Raw genomic sequence first — 19,613 nt, forward strand, 5'->3', positions numbered from 1 at the left:
TACTTATGAATTTAATGGCGGAGGACTGATCAACATTGCATAGAGCGCCGCAGCAATCAGGTCGGCCGTGGTTCCGGGATTGCGATTGTGGCCATCGCCGCGCAGAAACGTATCCAGCGCTAGCCAGCGCGTGCCGCGCTGGTTGGTTTCCAGGTACTCGTCCAACGCCCACACCGCCAATTGTTGGGCTTCGGTGGCGATCTCGATACCGGCCTTGCGTACGATCAGGCCATCCAGCTCCGCGGCCAACCAACGCAATTGAATCTCACCAATCAGATCGCTAATGACTGCACCGCGAACCAAGCCTCTGCGCAACCAGATCAACATCTGCTCAAGCACATCGGCAAAGTTATTTACATATTGCCTGGCCACTGCATCGACCGGCGCCGCTTGCGCCATCGCAGCCCGCAAGTCAGCGGGTGGGGAACTTTGAACATCGTGCTTTTCGGCTTGCCCCAATCCACCTGGCTTGGCGACGCGGATGGCTTTGTAGATCAACTCAGCATCGCGTGGCGTGAGGGACCCGAGCACTCGTTCAACTTCGGTGGCCCAGGTGGCCACGGATGGATTAGACCTGAGCCTCAGGCCGGCTTTGGCCAGCGGCGCTAGTAGCAGCAGCGTGCCCAAGTTCGTATTCAGACCACAACGCTCACGCGTGGCCTCGACCGCATCCAACACCAGGCGGCCGACCGACAGATTCGCAGCTTGTTCAAAGACAACAGCCACACCCACGGCACTGGCCAAAAAGTCCGTAAAGTCCATATCAGCAAAGGAGTTGTTGGGCGACACATTACCAGCTTTGGGGGCGCTGGCTTCCAGCAGAATGGCCATCGACGCAGCCTGACCAATTGGCCACTGGTTGTTGAGCCACTGTTTGGATTTGGCCCAGTTCAACGTGGCAACTCCAACACTCGATCGATGGCTGCATTCACTTCCACATGCGCTTCTTCCATCACGTAGTGACCCACATCGTCCAATCGACTAACGCGTGCGCCGGGCAACAAGCTCGACAAGCGATCCAAACACTCCGGGCGAAAGCACCAATCTTTCATGCCCCACACCAACTCTGCAGGTCGATTGGCCAGGGTAGGCAACTGCGTTTCGATTTCGACCAGCTTCTGCCACGTCGGCTGTGTGGCATTACCAGGTATGTCGGCGACAAAGCTCGCAATGGCGACGCGATTGGCCCACGAGTTGTAAGGCGCGATCAAACCTGCCGCCACATCATCGGGTAACTTGGGCAAGCGATTGATGGTCATCGTCAGCGCGGCGCGCGCGAATAAGTTTAGTTGGCGCATCGCCCAAGGTCCGATCAGTGGTATTCGGCAAGCGGCAATGCGCAGCGGAACATACGGCGGTGGAAAGGCAGCGGTGTTCAGAATCACCAGGCCGGCAATACGCTCCGGCACCTGCAAGGCCGCGCCTAAACCTATCGCGCCACCCCAATCGTGAACCACCAGCGTAATGTTGTGCAAGTCCAGCTGCGTGATCAGCGCGACCAGATTTTGAATGTGCTGGGCGAGGTGGTAAGGATACTCTTGGGGTTTGTCGCTCAGCCCACAACCGATGTGATCGACCGCAATCGCTCGGACCTTGGACCGCTGAGCGAGAATGACTTCGCGATAATAAAAGGACCAAGTCGGATTACCGTGGACGCACAACACCGTCTGTCTGCGACTATCGCCACGTGGCGCATCGACAACACACTCGTCAACATAATGCATGCGAACTTGCGCGGAACCGGCATTTTCCTGTTGAGTCGACTGGGATGAAGGATCGGCAGGCAGTGACAACCAATGAGACTTGAAGGGATAAAGTGCTTGCCAATCTGCCATATCGATCGCTAATTCTTACTGACTAATCGTTACAACTTGTTCGTGGCCACGCAGGCCGAGTAAAACTTAACCGGCATTCGCCAGCGGCATACCGTGGGCCTCGACTACCATGAAGAGGTACTCTTGGCTTCAACCGGCGAGTAGACATGATAACGCAATTCCCAAAAATCTGGGTGGAGCACTATGCGACCAGATAAAACGGATCGACCCGTTTCCGCTTACTCAAGTCGACCTATGGCTGGCCGCTGGCAGATCGTGGCACTCTGCGCCGCACTCTTCACCGCACTCTTCACCGCCGAAACCTGCTGTGCACAAGCCACGATGACGATCGACTTTACCGATGAAAAAACGGGCCAGGCGATTCCTTGTCGAGTCGAATTGCGCGATGCGAAGGGGCGACCATTGAAGGGTCGCGGCGGTCTGTATCATGCACCCTGGAGCATTGTTGACGGCCAACTGGTGTACCGCGGTAAAGCGGGTGAATACAAGTTCGATGTATTTCACGGCCCCGAATATAGCAGCGGTGGCGGTGGTTTCACGCTCGATAAAAAAGGTGAAGGTGGCGATACCGTCCGCTTACCCCGGCACGCCAACATGGCCGAAGAAAACTACTTTGGTGGCGACTTGCTCGCTTGCATACCGGCGACAGAGTTGCCCGGGTGGCTACCGGCTGAGAGTCTGACAATGGCGGCGATCGTAAAGCGCGGCAGCCAACCACCGCCAGCAGTCAGCACTGAGAAAGTTGCCCCACCCAAGGCTCAAGGCAACATCGACAACCCTACGGCGCAGCGCACCAGCGACGGCCGCTGGTACAGCGACCGCAGCTACTTTGACGATCGACCTGGTAGCGGATTGATTCTGCACAACTGGCTGCCACCGGCCGCCGTGCCGACGAGCGTGCCCTCGTCGCGACTGCTGGAGATGGCCAAACAATCGCCAGAGACTCGCGCTGAAATTGCACGCCTGTGGGTCGATGAGACGCCGATTTGGCTGGCCAGCGGCAAGATCGATTGCATTCAGATCCTGTCCGAACACGTGACGCGCGATGGCCAGACGAGTGTCAAACTGAGCGACATGTACCATCCAGAACCGGCCAAGTACAAAGGTTCGCGCGGCCCCGGCCGGCTGGTGGAAAATCTCTACTGGCAGGTGCTCGAGACCGGCCTTCGCATTCCACCGTCAGCCGGTTCGGGCGTGGGCACTAATTCGTCACCGCTGGGGTACAACCGCGTCTACGTCAACGTGCCAGGCACCTTGCACAATTCTGACCGCTGGTGGGAAGGGCTGTGCGCCGGTCGCAGCTTTGTGACCAATGGACCGCTGCTGCGAGTCAAGATAAACGAGCAGTTGCCGGGTCACGTCTTTCGCGCTGCACGTAGTTCCCTCAGCCTGAACGTCGCGCTCGAACTGACGGTGGCTGACCCAGTTGAATATGTCGACGTGGTCTTCAACGGTGAGGCCCTTTATCACGCGCGTCTGGACGAATACGCCAAAGCCGGCGGCAAGATCCCGGCCTTGGAAGTTAAGGAGAGTGGCTGGATTGTGGTCCGCGTGGTGACCAGCCGCGAAGAGACGTATCGTCTGGCCACTACCGCCCCGTTCTATGTCGAGTTTGGCGACCAACCCCGTATTTCGAAAGCCGCTTGTCAGATTTTTGCCGACTGGCTGGCCGCCAGCGGCCAGAAAAACGGCCAGAAAAACGGCCAGAAAAACGGTCGGGAAAATAGACCTGACCCCTTTTTCGAGGCCGCGGTGCAATTCTGGGCTGAGCGTTTGGCGGCCAGCAATTGCCCCTAAAAATCAGTGAACTGCTAGCATTTCTATTTTTCGCAGCGGGGCTTGTCGAAAATAGCCGGATCGCATAATCTTTGGGTGTAGGGTTTCCCCACAAGTTTGCGAGCGTGCTGCCATGGATACTGAACATACGCTGGCTGATTCACCGCTGGCTGACGGCGTCAGGCCGATTGATCAGGCCGTGTTGGATCTGCTTCGACGCGAAGAGGGCTTAACAGTCCAGGAGCTGATTGACCGTCTGGAAGTGACCGCGACGGCTGTTCGACAACGTCTGGACCGCTTGGTTCAAGTCGAGATGATCGAGAGGCGCAAAGTGGTCGCTGGGCGCGGTCGGCCACAGTTTCGCTACTTCCTGACCTCGTTGGGAATGCGTTATGCCTCGGCCAGCTATTCCGGTTTAGCTCTTGCCCTGTGGCAGGAGGTGATGGATCTGCCTAGCCAGGCGATGCGACAACGCATACTGCGACGCGTCGGTCGCCGTATGGGATTGGAAATGCGCAGTCACGTATCGAGCTCGGCATCGTTGGAGGACCGCATGACTGCCGTGGCTGATATGCTCAGTCACAATCGCGTCCCAGCGGGCGTCGACCATGCAGGCGACTTGCCAGTGTTGCAGGTACATGCATGTCCCTATCCAGAGCTCTCGCGACTGGACGGCCAGCGCTCGCTATGTGAAATGGAAGCCGAAATGCTCAGCGAAGCCATGGGCCAGCCCATGCAATTGGACTCGTGTCGCTTAGATGGGCATGCGATTTGTCAGTATCGCCCCGTGGTCAGTCCACAGGTCAACCCTCAAGTCAATATTCAACTCAGCCCGCCGTCCACTGTTAGTCCGCCTACATCCGAACACTAAACCAACATTGTCGCGTTACTCGACATTCCCTTGATTCAGGACAGCCGATGTCACACGTATTGAAGATCGAAAACCTGCACGTATCCGTCGAAGGCAAAGAGATCCTTCGCGGGGTCAACCTGGAGATGGAATATGGCCAGACGCATGCGCTGATGGGCCCCAACGGCTCGGGCAAGAGCACGCTGGGCCTGGTCATCGCTGGTCATCCCGGCTACGAAGTCACGCAAGGTTCGATCACCTTGGATGGCGAAGATCTGCTGGAGATGGAAGCCGATGCACGTGCGCGAGCCGGTATTTTCATCGCGTTTCAGCGGCCGGTTACGATTCCGGGGGTCAAGATGGCCGACTTCTTGCGGCATGCCACCACCAATGTTCGCCGACCGGATCGCAAGGAAGGCGAAGAGCTGATTCCGATGCGAGATTTTCGACGCGAACTGAAGGACCGCATGGAGCAACTGAAGATGGATCCCGAGTTCGCGCGCCGTTATGTCAACGAAGGTTTCTCCGGCGGTGAAATGAAGCGAGCAGAGATACTGCAACTGGCCATGCTGCAGCCTAAGTTTGCCATCCTGGATGAAACCGATAGCGGATTGGATGCCGACGCCGTGCGGCTGGCCAGTGCCAGCATCGCTGAGATCGGTCGGGAGAAGATGGGATTGCTGATCATTACCCACCACGACAAACTGCTCGAACACAATCCACCGCAGTTTACCCACGTGATGCTGGGCGGACGCATCGTTGAAACTGGTGGCCCAGAACTGGCTCGCGAACTGCACGCCTCAGGATACGATCGCATTCGTCGAGCCCATCCAGACGCGGATGCCGCCAACCAACGCATGCTGAAGGAAGAAAGCAAAGAACCTGCAGTCGTTTAACGCTCAAACGCTGTGCAAGCGCGCGGCGAGCGACGCCAACTCGATCAACAGAACACATACTTACAGTTTGGATATTGGACTATGTCAACGGATGTATCGGTAGAAACCCCGGACGCCATCGGTGAAATCAAGAAGTACGACTTCCGCACCAACAGCAAAGCCGTCTTCAAGGCTCGCAAGGGCATCGATCACCACATCGTGGCTCAGATCTCCGAAATGAAGAACGAGCCAGCCTGGATGCGAGATTTTCGCCTCAAGTCGCTCGACATTTTCAACGCCAAAAAGATGCCGACTTGGGGTGGCGACATCGCCGTCGATTTCCAGGATATCTTCTATTACCTCAAACCCACCGAAGGCCAAGGCCGCACGTGGGATGATGTTCCTCAGGAGATCAAAGACACCTTCGACAAACTGGGCATTCCGCAAGCGGAACGACAATACCTGGCTGGCGTGAAGGCACAATTCGAAAGCGAAGTTGTGTATGGATCGCTGAAAGAAGATCTGGCCAAGCAAGGCGTGATCTTCTTGGATACCGATTCGGCTCTGCGCGAGCATCCCGATTTGATGCGCGAGTACTTCGGCAAGATCATTCCGCCGACGGATAACAAATTTGCTGCTCTCAACTCGGCCGTTTGGTCGGGCGGTTCGTTTATCTACGTACCACCTGGAGTCAAGATCGAGTTTCCGCTGCAAGCGTACTTCCGCATCAATGCAGAGAACATGGGCCAGTTCGAACGCACACTGATCATCGTCGACGAAGGTGCCGAAGTGCACTACGTCGAAGGCTGCACCGCTCCGATGTACAGCAGCGAAAGTTTGCATTCGGCCGTCGTGGAAATCATCTGCAAGCGTGGTAGCCGTTGCCGCTACACCACGATTCAGAACTGGGCCAACAACATTTATAACCTGGTGACTAAGCGTGCTATGGCTTATGGCGATGCCACCATGGAATGGGTCGACGGCAACTTGGGCAGCAAGTTGACGATGAAGTACCCAGCCGTGTACATGATGGAGCCAGGTGCCCGCGGTGAAATCTTGTCGATCGCGTTTGCCAGCGCCGGCCAACATCAAGATGCCGGTGCCAAGCTGGTCCACGCCGCTCCGCATACCACCGGCCAAATCATCAGCAAGTCGATCAGCAAGAACGGTGGCCGCAGCAGCTATCGCGGTCTGGTTCGCGTTGAAAAAGATGCCGCTCACAGCCGCTGTAACGTGGTTTGTGATGCACTGATCTTGGACGACAAGAGCCGCAGTGATACCTATCCCTACATCGAAATCCTCGAACAAAATGTATCGGTCGGTCACGAAGCCAGCGTCTCGCGCATCGGCGAAGAACAATTGTTCTACTTGATGAGCCGCGGTCTGAGCGAAGCCGAAGCCAGCACCATGATCGTCAACGGCTTCATCGAGCCCTTGGTCAAAGAACTGCCGATGGAATACGCAGTCGAAATGAACCGCCTAATCCAACTGCAGATGGAAGGCTCCGTAGGCTAACCTGTGGCATAGGCTTCCAGCCTGTGTGAATTGTGGCATAGGCTTCCAGCCTGTGTAATTTGTGGCATAGGCTTCCAGCTTGTGTGCTTTTCCCTTTCTTTTCCGTTTTTTCCAACTCGACTATGACCTCAGCAACCGCCCCGGCCACCTTCACACGACAAGGCTTTCAAGCTTGGCTGAATCAAGCACCTCAGCAGCAAGAACCAGCCTGGTTACTCGAAGCGCGTCGCGCTGCTTGGGAACAGTTCGAAGCCGCGAAATGGCCTGAGCGCTCGCAAGAAGATTGGATGCGCAGCGACTTGCGTTCATTCAAGCTGGACCGCTACAGTATGCCCGGCGTGGCCACACCGGCCAGCGTCACCCAGTGGCTCAGCGAAGGCGTTGAAGTGGCTGGAACCATCGAGACGTTTGATGGTCAAACCACTCGCGCCTCTTTGGATGACAAGTGGGCCAATCGTGGAGTGCTATTCGGTGACTTGTCACTGCTAGCTGGCGAGCACGAGCAGGTTGTGCAACCACATTTATATTCGGTGGTCGAGACCAATCAAGATCGCTTTGCCATGTTGAGCGCGGCCGCCTGGAGTGGCGGACAACTGCTGCATGTCCCGCGCGGTGTGTGCCTTGATTTGCCAGTTTACATCAGCCACGGCATGAGTGACGGAGGCACCGACCTCAGTCGCACGCTGATCATTCTGGAAGAGGGCGCTGAAGCCACGGTGCTACATGAAACTGGTAGCGTTTCCAATACTGCAGGTGGCTTTCACTGCGGTAGTTTGGAAGTCGTCGTTAAACCCGGCGCCAACTTGCGATACGTCAACCTGCAGGACTGGGGACGCAATGCGTGGCACTTTGCTCACCATCGTGCCACCATCGATCGCGATGCTAATATGCAATGGACCATTGCAGCGATGGGCAGTCGCTTTGCCCAAGTCAGCCAGCAAGTGGCTCTCGTAGGCAAAGGCGCTAGTAGCCAGGTCAATGGCGTGATGTTCACGCAAGATACTCAGCAAATGACCTACAACACGATTCAGCATCACGTGGCTCCATCCTGCCGCAGTGATTTCCTGTACAAGTCAGCGCTCCAAGATCAGTCGCGTACCGTGTGGCGTGGCATGATCAAAGTCGATCAAGGTGCACAAAAGACCGACGGTTATCAACGCAACGATAATCTTCTGCTGAGCGATCAATCGCGAGCCGATTCGATTCCCGGCTTGGAGATCTTGGCCGACGATGTGCGTTGTACTCACGGTAGCACTTCGGGCCGGGTCGACGAAGAACTGATCTTCTACGCTCGCACGCGTGGTTTTACGCGCAAAGAAGCTGTGCGGATGATCGTCACCGGTTTCTTCCAGCAGATCTTTGATCGCATCACCATCGAAAGCGTTCGCGAAGCTCTGGGACATTCGATCGCCCGCCAAGTACGCGAATATCAGTAGCCGTCACCTCTCCAAGGCGAAGCCTTGGGGAGGTCGAATCGAGGCTTTGCGAGATTCGGGAGGGGTCTTGGCGTGTAGCCGATCTCGCCAGAGATTGGACGTTGAATAGTGACGCGTCCAAAGTCTGGCGACTTCGGCTACAGCAGGTGTCTTGCCTGGTGCCATGCCCCCTCCCGCCAACGACGGCTGAACGCCGCGTTGGCGACCTCCCCCGCTGCGCGGGACTGTCACCTCTCCAAGGCGAAGCCTTGGGGAGGTCGAATCGAGGCTCTGCGAGATTCGGGAGGGGTCTTGGCGTGTAGCCGATCTCGCCAGAGATTGGACGTTGAATAGTGACGCGTCCAAAGTCTGGCGACTTCGGCTACAGCAGGTGTCTTGCCTAGCGCTGTGCCCCCTCCCGCCAACGACGGCTAAGCGCCGCGTTGGCGACCTCCCCCGCTGCGCGGGGGAGGTGACGGACCGCGCTTCGAACAACTAATCTATGGGCTGCAGGGTCACCTAACGCACTTGGCGTTTATTTCTGTTATCGCATGGGGAAAGGCGGGAACCATGGTCAAAGTCGCAATCATTGGCTCGACAGGGCGTGGCAACTACGGACACGGACTGGATACAGTTTGGAAAGCCACGGCGGGGTGCGAAGTTGTAGCGGTGGCCGACGACAATCCCACGGGGTTGAAAGAGGCCATTCCACGCACCGGCGCGACGCGCGGCTACGCGGACTACCGCGAGATGCTGGACAAAGAGCGACCAAACGTTGTCGCCATCTGCCCGCGTTGGGCTGATCAACACCGCGATATGGCGCTGGCCTGTGCTGAGCATGGCGCGCACATGCACATGGAAAAGCCCTTCTGCCGCGATCTGGCCGAAGCCGATGAGATTGTGCGAGCCTGCGAGATGCGGCACTTGAAAATCGCGGTTGCGCACATCGCCCGCTATTCGCCGCAGTTGAAAGTGGTCAAGGACTTGATCGCAGCCGGTGAAATTGGTTCGGTGGTCGAGGTGCGTACGCGCGGCAAAGAAGACGCGCGCGGTGGCAGCGAAGACTTGTGGGTCCTAGGCTCACACGTGCTCGATCAGCTGCGAGCCGTGGCCGGCGATCCGATCTCTTGCCAGGCGTTTCTCAGCGACGGCGACACATTGGTTACCGGCCAGCATGTACGACCAGGTGCAGAAGGCTTGGGACCCCTGGCGGGCGATCGGGTCGAAGCCGTCTTTCGCTTCCGCGACGGCGTCGTGGGCACGTTTTCTTCGAAACGACAGGCTGGCGGCACGCCAAATCGCTTTGGAATTCGTATTCACGGGACCAAAGGTGTCATCGACCTACCTTCTGGTTATGGCGTACCAGCTTATTTGCTGCGCGACGCTGGTTGGCACGCGCCGGCTGTGAATGCGAAATGGCAGGTGATCACCTCTGGTGGCTTGGACAAACCGGAAACGCTGACTGCAACTGGCTATGACGGGGGTAACCCAGCCGTTGTTAAGGACTTGCTGGAAGCCATCGAGCAGGATCGGCAGCCGCTGTGCGGCATGATCGAAGCTCGAGGAACGATCGAAATGATCATGGCCATATTCGAATCGCACAGACTCGGTAAAATCGTACACCTGCCACTGGAGAACCGCCGGCATCCGTTGTCGTATCTATAAAGCGTAAAAGGAGACCACGCTTGGCACGCAATGAACAATTGATTCGTCAGCATAAGATCATTCAGGTGCTTGAGCGTCTACGTTTCGGAGCCACGCTTGAAGAACTCCGCGATACCGTCGTCGAAGAACTGGGCCTGACTTCGCTGCACACGCGCAGCATCCGCCGCGACATCGAAGCCTTGGTCGCCGCCGGTATGCCGATCATGGATGAAGAGACTGGTCGCGGTCGAGTCTGGAAACTCAGTCGTGCCGACAAAGGCTTGCAGAAGATCGCCATCACAGCCAGCGAACTGATCGCCCTGTCGATGGGTCGCCAGCTAATGTTGCCGCTGGTTGGTACCCAGTTCTGGATCGGCATCGAATCTTTCTGGAACAAAGTCAAAGAGCAGTTGCCCAGCGGCGTCTGGGAACACTATCAGCGTTATCGTCGTACGCTGTACGTCTTGGGCACGCCCGCCAAGTCCTACGAAAAACAACAGGGCATGCTCAAAACGGTCAATCGCGCCATCCAAGAGCATCGCCACTTGGAGATCGAATATCAATCGATTGGCAAACCTGTACAGACGCGAGTAATCGAACCGTACGGCGTGGTGGTCTATCAATCGAGCATCTACGTGATCGCGACCGAAGAGGCCCGTGATGGCGTGGGTGTCGATCGCTTGAAGCACTGGAAACTCGATCGATTCCAAGCTGCCACGGCCAAAGACGACTGGTTCAAGCCGAACGATGACATCGATGTCGAAGCCCACCTGGGGCAAACCGTCGGGATTTTCTCCGGCGCCGAAGCCACAACCTACGAAATTCGCTTGTCCGCCAGCGCAGCGCGGTGGGTACAAGAAGATCCTTGGCATGCTCAGCAGAGCTTCACACCTGAGGTCGATGGTGGCGGACTATTAGAAGTTCCCGCCTACCACGACATGGAAATCGTGCCGCGGGTGTTGGCCCTGGGTAGCGAAGCAGAGTTGATCGCTCCCACTCGTTGCCGCCAATTGATTGCGACCACCCTGGCTGAAATGCTCGAGCGTTACCAATCACCTTCGGGTGGCCAGAGTGCTAAACGCAAGTCAGCCCAAGAATAGTTGGGCTCGAGGCGGCGAAAGAACTGCTTTTCGTTTTCGCGTCCGTAGCGATAGGTATAGGCGCAATGTACCTGGCCGCTCTGATCCGTGCACTCGATCACTTCACGGTTATATAGATTGGTCGCTTCCATACCGGGCGTGTACTCTTCGACTTGATCCAGTTCGGCCAGCACGTTATCGATCTGCGGTTGATCGAACAACCACAGCTCGCCCGCCACCGGATCGTTACCCGCGAAAAGGGCAGGGTAAGGGCCGGTATCGAACAGTTGGCCGCGCGTCCATACCTTCCGAACTTCGCGCGGCGTACACGGCCAACACGTCTCCCGGCACTGACCAGTCTTCAACGTGCCGTACACGAATACCGCAAGTATCATCCATTCCCCCGCATATAACGAAATAGTCAAAGCTTTTAAGGTTTTGGGTGGCACTGGCAACGCGCAGCGTAGCCAGTGCTTAGAACGAAGCGGTTGATATTCGGGCTGCAGTTGACCTGAGCTAATGAATCCGAAGTTTCAAAGCACTCTGAGATCGCTCATTGGCCAACGAACCAACCCGTCACCGGCAGCACCCTGGCAGGCTGTATCCAAAACTTCGCTGCCATTGGTACGGCAACAGGCTCGCCAACCGCACCACTTCGTTCCATGCACTGGCCATGCTGCGCATTGCCAGTGCCACCCCAAGGCGTTGGGATTTCGATAGTTAAAGGTTTGTCGGCATATCGAAATGCTTGACGCATTCCGCTACGTTTTTCGAAATGCTTGACGCATTCCGCTACGAGGCTATGCGCCGCTGAGGCCGGCTAGTTCGGTGGCTCGTCGGACGCGGGCGATGGCGATCATGAAAGCAGCGGTGCGTAGCGACACGTTGGCTCTCTGTGATTCCTGCCAGACTTGTTCGAAGGCATCGCTGAGTGTGCGATCGAGTTCTTGTCGCACGCGGTCCAGGCTCCACGAGTAGTGTTGGCGATTCTGTACCCATTCAAAGTAACTGACCGTCACACCACCGGCATTGGCCAAGATATCCGGCAACACGGTCACACCACGCTGGGCCAGGATCTCATCGGCTTCGGGATAGATAGGTCCGTTGGCGCCTTCGATAATCGACTTGGCTTTGATCTTGCCGACGTTTTCTTTCGTGATGACACCGCCCAGAGCGGCGGGGATCAGCAAGTCACAGTCGAGGAAAAGCAGTTCGTCGGCGGGCAACACTTGCGCTTGCTTATACCCGCTCAGCGAGCCGCCGTTTTGCATGGTGTATCGCAATAGTTCCGAAACATTGAGGCCATTGGGGTCGTAGTAACAGCCACTAACGTCGCTGACAGCCACTATCGGAAACGTGGCTTCGCTGAGGAATTTGGCGGCGTGTGAACCGACGTTGCCAAAGCCCTGAATGGCTGTGCGACAGCTGTCTGGCTTGATACCAAAGCGACGCATGAACTTCACCGCCAGAATTCCAACTCCGCGACCGGTGGCTTCTTCGCGACCCTTGGCTCCATATTCTTCAACCGGTTTGCCGGTGATCACGGCTGGGTTGAACCCATGGTATTTTTCCCATTGATTGCGAATCCAAGCCATGACTTCATGGTTGGTTCCCATGTCGGGAGCCGGGACATCGGTATCTGGCCCGATGATATCGTGAATCTCGTCAATGAAACCGCGAGTGAGCCTCTCCAATTCTTTGCGGGAGAGTTGTTTGGGATCCACCCCAACTCCGCCTTTGGCACCACCATAGGGAATGTTGACGACCGCGGTTTTCCAAGTCATCAAACTGGCCAGCGACCGCACTTCATCCAAATCAACGGCCGGGTGGTAGCGCAGACCGCCTTTCATCGGACCGCGTGCATTATCGTGCTGCACGCGGTAGCCCAAGAAAGTTTCGACACGCCCATCGTCCATTTCGCACACCACTTGAACGGTGACTTCGCGTTTGGGTGTCCTGAGCAGCTTGCGGAGCCACTGCGGCAATTCGAGTCGGTCCGCAGCGGTTTCGAAGAAGTAGTCGGTGGCTTCGGTAGCACTCATGGTGATCGGGCCCTAGTAGATGTGGATTCTGGGATCTGAGATTTAAGATTTAGGCCAGGTCGGAGTCGAAGACGCGAACCTGCTTCCAGTTGGGCTTTTGCTCTTCGATGAATTGTTTGTGCCTGGGAGCATCTTGATAGGCGTCATGGGCGGCTCTGTCGACAAACACCGTATGCAAGCTTACGTCATAACCTCGATCGTTGACGGGCCGAGCCAGATCGGGATTCAGTGAGCCGAAGTCGATCGATTCAAGCCCCGGATGGTCGGTCAGATATTTTTCACAGGCTGCGATTAGTTCGGCAACTTTCGCCGGCGAATTGTCAGTCAACGTGAAGAAAACATGATGAGCAAGCCGCGCCATGGATCAACCTCTTTAAATAACCCGAAATGAAGCCTGTTAGGTAAGCTTGATAGGGTGCTATCGTAACCGCCCCTGCCCTGCCTGCAACGTGGGGCCCCCACTTGTGCGCAAGACATTGGAGAGTAAAACCTTACGGCATGCTGCCGGAGCGACAGAACGGTCGCCAGCGCGTGTGTCGCAGGCAGACGAGTCGGACTACGATTGGGGCGTCCCTGGCCCGAACCGGGATGCTGGCTTAGACGTAAACCTGTTACGGATAACTGTTCCTTCGAAAATAAACTTGGAAAAGGTGCTGCGTGTCACAACCCACTGAAAATCGGCGCGCGATGATCGAGGCGGAAGGGCTCTCAAAGTTCTATGGCCCCTTCGCTGCCGCTCGCGACATCAGTTTCAAAGTCTACGAAGGCGAATTGGTCGCATTTCTCGGTCCCAACGGGGCTGGCAAAAGCACGACGATGAAGATGCTGACCGGTTACCTGGCGCCCAGCGAAGGTGCCGCCAAAATCGCCGGTCACGACATGTTCGGCGATCGCCTGGCGGGCTCCAAGCACTTGGGTTACCTGCCCGAAAATGGTCCGCTGTATCCCGACATGACGCCGCTGGGACTGCTCGACTTCTTTGCCGAAGCTCGCGGTATGGACCCCGCTTCCAAGAGGAAACGTATCGAAGCAGTCGTGGAGTTGTGCGACCTGAGCAGCGTTCAACAAAAAGCCATCAGCAAGCTTTCTAAAGGCTTTCGCCAGCGCGTCGGTATGGCTCAAGCTCTGTTGCATGAACCCGATGTGTTGATCCTGGACGAACCGACCGCCGGTTTGGACCCCAATCAGATTCGCGAAGTCCGCAACACCATGCGTCGCTTGCGCGAGACCAAAACGATTTTGCTCTCAACGCACATTCTGCAAGAAGTCGAAGCCATGGCTGACCGCGTGATCATGATCAACGAAGGTCGCAAAGTCTTCGACGGTACCGTAGCTGAACTGAAGACCAAGGGTGAACTCGACGTCGCCTTCCACAAACTAACCGGAGCAGCGTAAGGTAGCTTACAACTAAATTATGGACGACTCAGGACTCAATCAACTGTGGGCTTTTCTGGTTCTGTTGGGCATGGACTTGGTGTTCGTGGCTGGACTGTTGGTGATCGTGGCCATTTTGGCCAGCACCAAACGGGCCGCCTTCGCTGTGCTCAAACGTAACTTTTTGGGTTACTTCACTAACCCCACCGGCTACGTGTTTTTGTGCTTGTTCGTACTGCTGACCTCAATGGCCGCCTTCTGGCCACACGAGTTCTTCAGTTCCAACCTGGCTACGCTCGACCAGCTGAACAAGTGGTTCCCGATCATCATGCTGTTCTTCATTCCCGCCATTACCATGAGCATCTGGGCGGATGAAAAGCGGCAAGGCACCGACGAGTTGCTGTTGACGTTGCCGGCCAACGACTTCGATATCGTCATCGGCAAGTATCTGGCCACAGCCTCGATTTACACTACCTCGCTGCTATTTTCGCAGTTGGCCACCTTTGGCGTATTGATGTTGCTCTCGCAAGGCAACCTGGACACTGGACTGTTTGCTGCCAACTACTTTGGTTACTGGTTCATCGGGATGGCCATGTTGGCTGTTGGCATGGTCGCGTCGTTCTTGACGCATAACTTGACCGTGGGCTTTATCCTGGGTGCCCTTTTCAATGCACCGCTGGCGTTTGCCGCTATGGCCGATGTCATCGTTGAAGACAACAACATTGCCCGCTTTGTCAGCCTGTTTAGCATCCGCGAGCAATTCGATAACTTCGGCCGGGGTGTGATTGGTATTTCGTCGGTCGCCTATTTCTCGCTGGTAATCCTGCTCGGTCTTTACCTGTGTATGGTCTTGATCGGCAGGCGGCACTGGAGCGGTGGCAAAGACGGCAACGTCATGTTCTTGCACTTCTTCACCCGCGTGGTGATGCTGATTGCAATTTTGCTGGCCGGCACTTATTTCTTCCGCAACAATGACTTGTTGCGGACCGACATGACTCAAGGCCAAGTCAGCTCTCTCAGCAGCACAACTCGTCAGCTGATTCGAAACCTGGAAGCCGAACGACCAATCGTTATCGAAGCCTACATGTCGGCAGACGTGCCCGAGCAATACGCTCGCACCAAGTACGACCTGCTGGCTCGACTGAAGGAGTTCAAGTCGCTGGCCAGTAGCAGCAAAGTCAAATTGGATGTCCGTATCCACGACAACTTGGAACCGTTCAGCGAACAAGCCAGTATCGCTTCCAAGCAGTTCGGCATCGAACCGCAGACCATTCGCGTGCGTGAGCGTGGCGCGTTTGTCGATCAGAAAGTGATTCTAGGCGCCGCCTTCCGCAGTGGTCTATCGAAAGTCGTGGTACCGTTCTTCGAAAGCGGTGTACCGGTTGAATATGAACTGGTGCGATCCATCAAGACCGTGGCTCAACCCACACGCAAGAAGCTGGGGGTCGTCAAGACCGATGCTCAGTTTATGGGCGGCTTCTCAATGGCCGGCGGTCAATTTCAGCAGATTCCACGTCAAGCTATTCTGTCGGAATTGGCCAAGCAGTACGAACTGGTCGATGTTGATCCCTCGCAAACGATTGCCACTGACTCAGTTGATGTACTGTTCATAGCGCAACCATCGTCGTTGGGTCCGCAAGAGTTACCCAACGTGGTCGCGGCTGTCAAAGCGGGCGTGCCTGCTGCGATCTTTGAGGACCCCGTCCCATTCGGATTTGATGGTATCCCTGGCACCGGCGAACCCAAACAGGCGCCCGGTGGCGGGATGTTCGGCGGCGGTGGCGGGCCACAACCCAAAGGCGATATCCAAGAACTCTGGCAAGTTCTAGGTTTGAATGTTCCTAACAAGCCAGCCATGGGTATGTCGATGGTCGATCCGCTAGTGGTATGGCAGCCATACAATCCTTATCCCAAGCTCCAACGCTTGATGCAGGCTACAGACGAGTGGATCTTTGTGCGCGAAGAGTTGGCGCAGGACGAAGACTTGATCAGCGAAGACAGTGTCATCACTGCCGGTCTGCAAGAATTGATGTTCTTGTACGCCGGCACGCTGAATGTTGACAGCGATCGCAAGGATCTGAAGTTCACCAAGTTGGTGCGCACAGGCGAAATATCGGGACTCTTGGAAGCTGAAGACGCTCGTAACAGTCTGCGTGCCGCCAGTTCGCAAGCTGAACTGCGGATGAAGCAAGGTAAAGCAACGGGCAAGCAGACGTTGGCGGTGATGATCGAAGGCACTGCTCCCGCCGCACCTGATGCCAAGCCGGCTGAAACAAAAGTTGATGCCAGCGCTGACAAGAAAGCCGACGACAAACCGGCCGGGGCCAAACCGATTCGCGTGGTCTACGTTACGGACCTCGATTGCATGTTATCGTTCTTCCTGAACGTACGAGCTCGTCCTGAACAGATCGAAGACATCAGCTTCCGCTTCCAGAACGTGACCTTCGTGCTCAACATCATCGATGCTTTGGTTGGCGAAACGGACTATCCAGCCATTCGTCGTCATGAACCACAGCACAGCACTCTGCAACTGGTTGAACAGCAAAGCGAAAAATTCCGCCGCGAAGAAGACCAGGTCCAGATGAAGTTCCAAGAGACTTTTAACTCGGAAGTTCAAAAGCTGGAAGAAGAAAACCAGAAAGTTGAAAACAAGTTCATGGATCGCGTCCGCGCGGTGCAAGAAAAAGGCATCGCCACGCCCGAAGATGCCCAGCAACTGATGCAGATGCAACAAGAGGCCAAGATCCAAAGCGGCTTGATCGCGCGGCGTTTCATCGTCAAGAAGAAACAGCTCGAGAAAGTGCGTGACGAAGGCATCGCCGAAAGTCGTCGCAAAGCCGACACCGAAGTCTTGAACCTGCAAAACGCATACAAGTTTTGGGCAATCTTCCTGCCGCCGATTCCACCCCTGCTGGTCGGCGTCGCCGTGTTCGTGTCACGTCGCGTGCGTGAGCGCGAAGGTATTTCCAAGAATCGTTTAAGATAGTGTTGTGGCATAGGCTTCCAGCCTGTGTCGTTGTGTGGCATAGGCTTCCAGCCTGTGTCGTTGTGTGGCATAGGCTTCCAGCCTGTGTGTAACCAATTGCTTCAAAATCCAACGCCAGACAATTCTCATACGTGGGAGACGAGTCCCGTGAACGAAACTCAAAAGACAGGCATCTTCGCCGCCATTGCTGCCATCGCAGTATTGCTGGCGGTTTTGACGCGTCCCGTATCGATCACCAAAGAAGACGAATCGGGAGGTCTGGCTGCGGGTGATCTGCTGTTCAAAGATGAAGCGTCGGACGTCACCAAAGCTTCCTCGCTGAAGATCACCAAGTTCGATGAGAACAAACTCTCCATGGAGTCGTTCGAAATCGTACGCGACAAAGATAGCGGCTTATGGAAGATCCCTTCCGAGTACAACTACCCCGCCGACGCCGAAGAACAGCTCAAGAATGCAACCTCGCCACTGGCAGGACTGAAGATCCTGAGTGTCATTCAGGATGCCAGCCGCAGTGATCATGCGCTGTATGGAGTAGTGGAACCAAGCGATAAACTCGAAGCCGGCATTACGGGCGTGGGCATGATGGTCAACGTGGCCGACAGCACCGGCAAGTCCATGGCCAGTTTGATCATCGGCAAGAAACAAGACGGCACGCAAGACGCCCTGCACTTTGTACGTATCCCCAACCAAGATCCAGTCTACACGGTTGAAATCGACACTTCGGTCTTCAATACCGATTTCAAGAAGTGGATCAAGCCTGACTTGCTAACTGTTAAAAGCGTTGATATCAATGGCATTGCCATCCGCGACTATCGCACTCAGCAGCGTGCTACGGCGCAGGGTGTTAGCGTGGCCATGGAAAAAAACATGGAGGCGGATTTCAGCTACGACGCCAACGGCAACAAATGGTCACTCGATCGCCTGGTGGCGTTCGAAGGAGCCGACCCCAAGCCCGATCAGATCGCTGAAGGCGATGAAATCAAATCGGACAAGCTGAACTCGATTCGTACTGCTGCCCAATCACTGCAAATCGTTGGCGTGCGCCCCAAACCCAAAGGGTTGGCCGCCGACCTCAAAGCTGACAAAGCGCTGTTAGACAACCAAGAGAGCATGGTCAGTTTGCTGGATCAAGGTTTCGTGCCCCACGAAGTTGGTGGCGCGACCGAGATTTTGGCGACGGCCGGTGAGACAATTCTCACCACCCGCGAAGGCGTCAGGTATACCTTGCGTTTCGGTGAAGAGAGCGTCGTTAGCGCCGCCCTAGAAGCCAGTGGTGACGACAAAGCTGAAACTCCCACTTCCAAACGCGAACGCTACTTGCTGGTAACCGCTTCAGTAGACGAAACTCGCTTTCCAGCTCCCGAGCTGCGACCGATTCCGCAGACCATCGATGATCTGAAGAAGCTCGACGAAGAAAAAGCTGCGGCGGAAGCTGCGAAGAAGGCAGCCGAACAGCCACCTGCTCTGCCGCCAGCTGAAACGACCCCGCCAGCGGAACCTGCACCCGCTGAAGCTACTCCTGAGACTCCCAAGCCTGAACAAAGCACTCAACCTGAAGAACCAAAGGCGGAGGAACCGCAGGCGGAAGAAGCCACCGCTGCCGAGCCAGCCACAGAAGAACCTAAGAGCGAAGAACCAAAAGCTGAAGAGGCTACTGCAGAAGAGGCTTCTGCTGAAGAACTAGGGGACGAGCTCGCAGAAGAAACCGATGAAGTCTCAGCGGACGACGAACAAGACGCCGCAGCGCAGCCCCCAGCTGACGCACCAGCGACTCCCGCTCCTGTGGCCGATGCGGCAGCCCCGCCCGCAACCGACGCGACTGCAACCGATGCGGCTGCTCAGGCAGCACCAGCGGCCGTTAAGCCGATGACCGACGAAGAATTGAAGGATCGCTTGCCGGTAGTCCAAGACGAGATCACCAAAGCCAATCAGCGTTTGATTGATGCTCGTAACGAAAAACTGACTGCGGCTCGCAAACGAGTGCAGGAGTTGAACGCCCGTTTCGCCGATTGGTATTACCTGATCGATGACTCCTCGTTCAAGCAACTGATGCTCAAGCGAGACGTGCTGTTCGGCCCCAAAGCCGCTCCGACCACTCCCGGGGCGCCTGCCGCACCATCTTTCCCAGGCCTGCCTCCGAACCTAAACCTCGGCCCGCAATAGTCAGTATTGGACTGTAGCCGAAGTCGCCAGACTTTGGATGCGTCACTGATCAAATCCCA

Annotated in this window: 16 protein-coding genes; 10 read left to right on the forward strand and 6 right to left on the reverse strand. The window is 56.1% G+C overall.

Translation table 11 applies throughout. The annotated features are described in order from the left end of the window. Positions 1-3: 3 nt before the first annotated feature. Both SH573x_RS20275 and SH573x_RS20280 read right to left on the reverse strand, forming a co-directional pair. Positions 4-894 (reverse strand): triphosphoribosyl-dephospho-CoA synthase, encoded by an 891-nt coding sequence (locus SH573x_RS20275; protein ID WP_479349566.1) that lies wholly within the window; start codon positions 892-894, stop codon positions 4-6. Further along, complete coding sequence (locus tag SH573x_RS20280; RefSeq protein WP_479349567.1) at positions 891-1,835, reverse strand: alpha/beta fold hydrolase; 945 nt, start codon at positions 1,833-1,835, stop codon at positions 891-893. The genes SH573x_RS20275 and SH573x_RS20280 overlap by 4 nt, the downstream gene beginning before the upstream one ends. 183 nt (positions 1,836-2,018) lie before the next feature. Here SH573x_RS20280 and SH573x_RS20285 point away from each other — a divergent pair, with 183 nt between their 5' ends. The 7 genes from SH573x_RS20285 to SH573x_RS20315 all read left to right on the forward strand — a co-directional run bounded on the left by SH573x_RS20285 (position 2,019) and on the right by SH573x_RS20315 (position 11,010). Continuing rightward, positions 2,019-3,632: a CehA/McbA family metallohydrolase domain-containing protein gene (locus SH573x_RS20285; RefSeq protein ID WP_479349568.1), complete on the forward strand. Its 1,614-nt coding sequence runs from the start codon at positions 2,019-2,021 to the stop codon at positions 3,630-3,632. A 112-nt stretch (positions 3,633-3,744) separates the two neighbouring features. After that, complete coding sequence (locus SH573x_RS20290; protein WP_479349569.1) at positions 3,745-4,482, forward strand: helix-turn-helix transcriptional regulator; 738 nt, start codon at positions 3,745-3,747, stop codon at positions 4,480-4,482. 47 nt (positions 4,483-4,529) lie between these two features. Further along, positions 4,530-5,357 carry a Fe-S cluster assembly ATPase SufC gene (gene sufC / locus SH573x_RS20295; protein ID WP_479349570.1) on the forward strand — a complete coding sequence of 276 codons (828 nt, stop codon included), beginning with the start codon at positions 4,530-4,532 and terminating at the stop codon, positions 5,355-5,357. A gap of 81 nt (positions 5,358-5,438) precedes the next feature. Next, positions 5,439-6,851 carry a Fe-S cluster assembly protein SufB gene (gene sufB / locus SH573x_RS20300; RefSeq protein WP_479349571.1) on the forward strand — a complete coding sequence of 471 codons (1,413 nt, stop codon included), beginning with the start codon at positions 5,439-5,441 and terminating at the stop codon, positions 6,849-6,851. Between the two features lie 122 nt (positions 6,852-6,973). Next, positions 6,974-8,287 (forward strand): Fe-S cluster assembly protein SufD, encoded by a 1,314-nt coding sequence (sufD, locus tag SH573x_RS20305; protein ID WP_479349572.1) that lies wholly within the window; start codon positions 6,974-6,976, stop codon positions 8,285-8,287. A gap of 549 nt (positions 8,288-8,836) precedes the next feature. Further along, positions 8,837-9,931 (forward strand): Gfo/Idh/MocA family protein, encoded by a 1,095-nt coding sequence (locus SH573x_RS20310; protein ID WP_479349574.1) that lies wholly within the window; start codon positions 8,837-8,839, stop codon positions 9,929-9,931. Positions 9,932-9,951: 20 nt separating this feature from the next. Next, on the forward strand, positions 9,952-11,010 hold the full coding sequence (locus tag SH573x_RS20315; protein ID WP_479349576.1) for a helix-turn-helix transcriptional regulator: 1,059 nt from the start codon (positions 9,952-9,954) through the stop codon (positions 11,008-11,010). Here the strand turns inward: SH573x_RS20315 and SH573x_RS20320 are convergent. The 4 genes from SH573x_RS20320 to SH573x_RS20335 all read right to left on the reverse strand — a co-directional run bounded on the left by SH573x_RS20320 (position 10,956) and on the right by SH573x_RS20335 (position 13,392). Continuing rightward, the gene (locus SH573x_RS20320) at positions 10,956-11,384 is read right to left on the reverse strand and encodes a gamma-glutamylcyclotransferase family protein (RefSeq protein WP_479349577.1); all 429 of its coding nucleotides are present in this window, start codon (positions 11,382-11,384) and stop codon (positions 10,956-10,958) included. The two genes, SH573x_RS20315 and SH573x_RS20320, sit on opposite strands and share 55 nt — an antisense overlap. 158 nt (positions 11,385-11,542) lie before the next feature. Further along, the gene (locus SH573x_RS20325; protein WP_479349579.1) at positions 11,543-11,746 is read right to left on the reverse strand and encodes a hypothetical protein; all 204 of its coding nucleotides are present in this window, start codon (positions 11,744-11,746) and stop codon (positions 11,543-11,545) included. A 43-nt stretch (positions 11,747-11,789) separates the two neighbouring features. Continuing rightward, the gene (locus tag SH573x_RS20330; protein WP_479349580.1) at positions 11,790-13,031 is read right to left on the reverse strand and encodes a Glu/Leu/Phe/Val family dehydrogenase; all 1,242 of its coding nucleotides are present in this window, start codon (positions 13,029-13,031) and stop codon (positions 11,790-11,792) included. Between the two features lie 49 nt (positions 13,032-13,080). Then, entirely contained in the window at positions 13,081-13,392 is a 312-nt protein-coding gene (locus SH573x_RS20335) for a Dabb family protein (protein ID WP_479349581.1), read from the reverse strand. Between the two features lie 326 nt (positions 13,393-13,718). Between SH573x_RS20335 and SH573x_RS20340 the strand changes: the two genes are divergently transcribed. The 3 genes from SH573x_RS20340 to SH573x_RS20350 all read left to right on the forward strand — a co-directional run bounded on the left by SH573x_RS20340 (position 13,719) and on the right by SH573x_RS20350 (position 19,554). Beyond that, on the forward strand, positions 13,719-14,426 hold the full coding sequence (locus tag SH573x_RS20340) for an ABC transporter ATP-binding protein (RefSeq protein WP_479356775.1): 708 nt from the start codon (positions 13,719-13,721) through the stop codon (positions 14,424-14,426). Positions 14,427-14,445: 19 nt separating this feature from the next. After that, complete coding sequence (locus tag SH573x_RS20345) at positions 14,446-17,391, forward strand: Gldg family protein (RefSeq protein WP_479349582.1); 2,946 nt, start codon at positions 14,446-14,448, stop codon at positions 17,389-17,391. 147 nt (positions 17,392-17,538) lie between these two features. After that, positions 17,539-19,554 (forward strand): DUF4340 domain-containing protein, encoded by a 2,016-nt coding sequence (locus SH573x_RS20350; protein ID WP_479349583.1) that lies wholly within the window; start codon positions 17,539-17,541, stop codon positions 19,552-19,554. The last annotated feature ends 59 nt before the right edge of the window (positions 19,555-19,613 follow it).

The sequence above is a fragment of the Rania fehmarnensis genome (assembly GCF_056494185.1).

Bases quoted from the DNA above. Each gene is read 5' to 3' on its own strand.
- SH573x_RS20280 (WP_479349567.1), bottom strand. From the start codon at position 1,835: ATGGCAGATTGGCAAGCACTTTATCCCTTCAAGTCTCATTGGTTGTCA.
- SH573x_RS20285 (WP_479349568.1), top strand. From the start codon at position 2,019: ATGCGACCAGATAAAACGGATCGACCCGTTTCCGCTTACTCAAGTCGA.
- SH573x_RS20290 (WP_479349569.1), top strand. From the start codon at position 3,745: ATGGATACTGAACATACGCTGGCTGATTCACCGCTGGCTGACGGCGTC.
- sufC (WP_479349570.1), top strand. From the start codon at position 4,530: ATGTCACACGTATTGAAGATCGAAAACCTGCACGTATCCGTCGAAGGC.
- sufB (WP_479349571.1), top strand. From the start codon at position 5,439: ATGTCAACGGATGTATCGGTAGAAACCCCGGACGCCATCGGTGAAATC.
- sufD (WP_479349572.1), top strand. From the start codon at position 6,974: ATGACCTCAGCAACCGCCCCGGCCACCTTCACACGACAAGGCTTTCAA.
- SH573x_RS20310 (WP_479349574.1), top strand. From the start codon at position 8,837: ATGGTCAAAGTCGCAATCATTGGCTCGACAGGGCGTGGCAACTACGGA.
- SH573x_RS20320 (WP_479349577.1), bottom strand. From the start codon at position 11,384: ATGATACTTGCGGTATTCGTGTACGGCACGTTGAAGACTGGTCAGTGC.
- SH573x_RS20325 (WP_479349579.1), bottom strand. From the start codon at position 11,746: ATGCGTCAAGCATTTCGATATGCCGACAAACCTTTAACTATCGAAATC.
- SH573x_RS20330 (WP_479349580.1), bottom strand. From the start codon at position 13,031: ATGAGTGCTACCGAAGCCACCGACTACTTCTTCGAAACCGCTGCGGAC.
- SH573x_RS20335 (WP_479349581.1), bottom strand. From the start codon at position 13,392: ATGGCGCGGCTTGCTCATCATGTTTTCTTCACGTTGACTGACAATTCG.
- SH573x_RS20340 (WP_479356775.1), top strand. From the start codon at position 13,719: ATGATCGAGGCGGAAGGGCTCTCAAAGTTCTATGGCCCCTTCGCTGCC.
- SH573x_RS20345 (WP_479349582.1), top strand. From the start codon at position 14,446: ATGGACGACTCAGGACTCAATCAACTGTGGGCTTTTCTGGTTCTGTTG.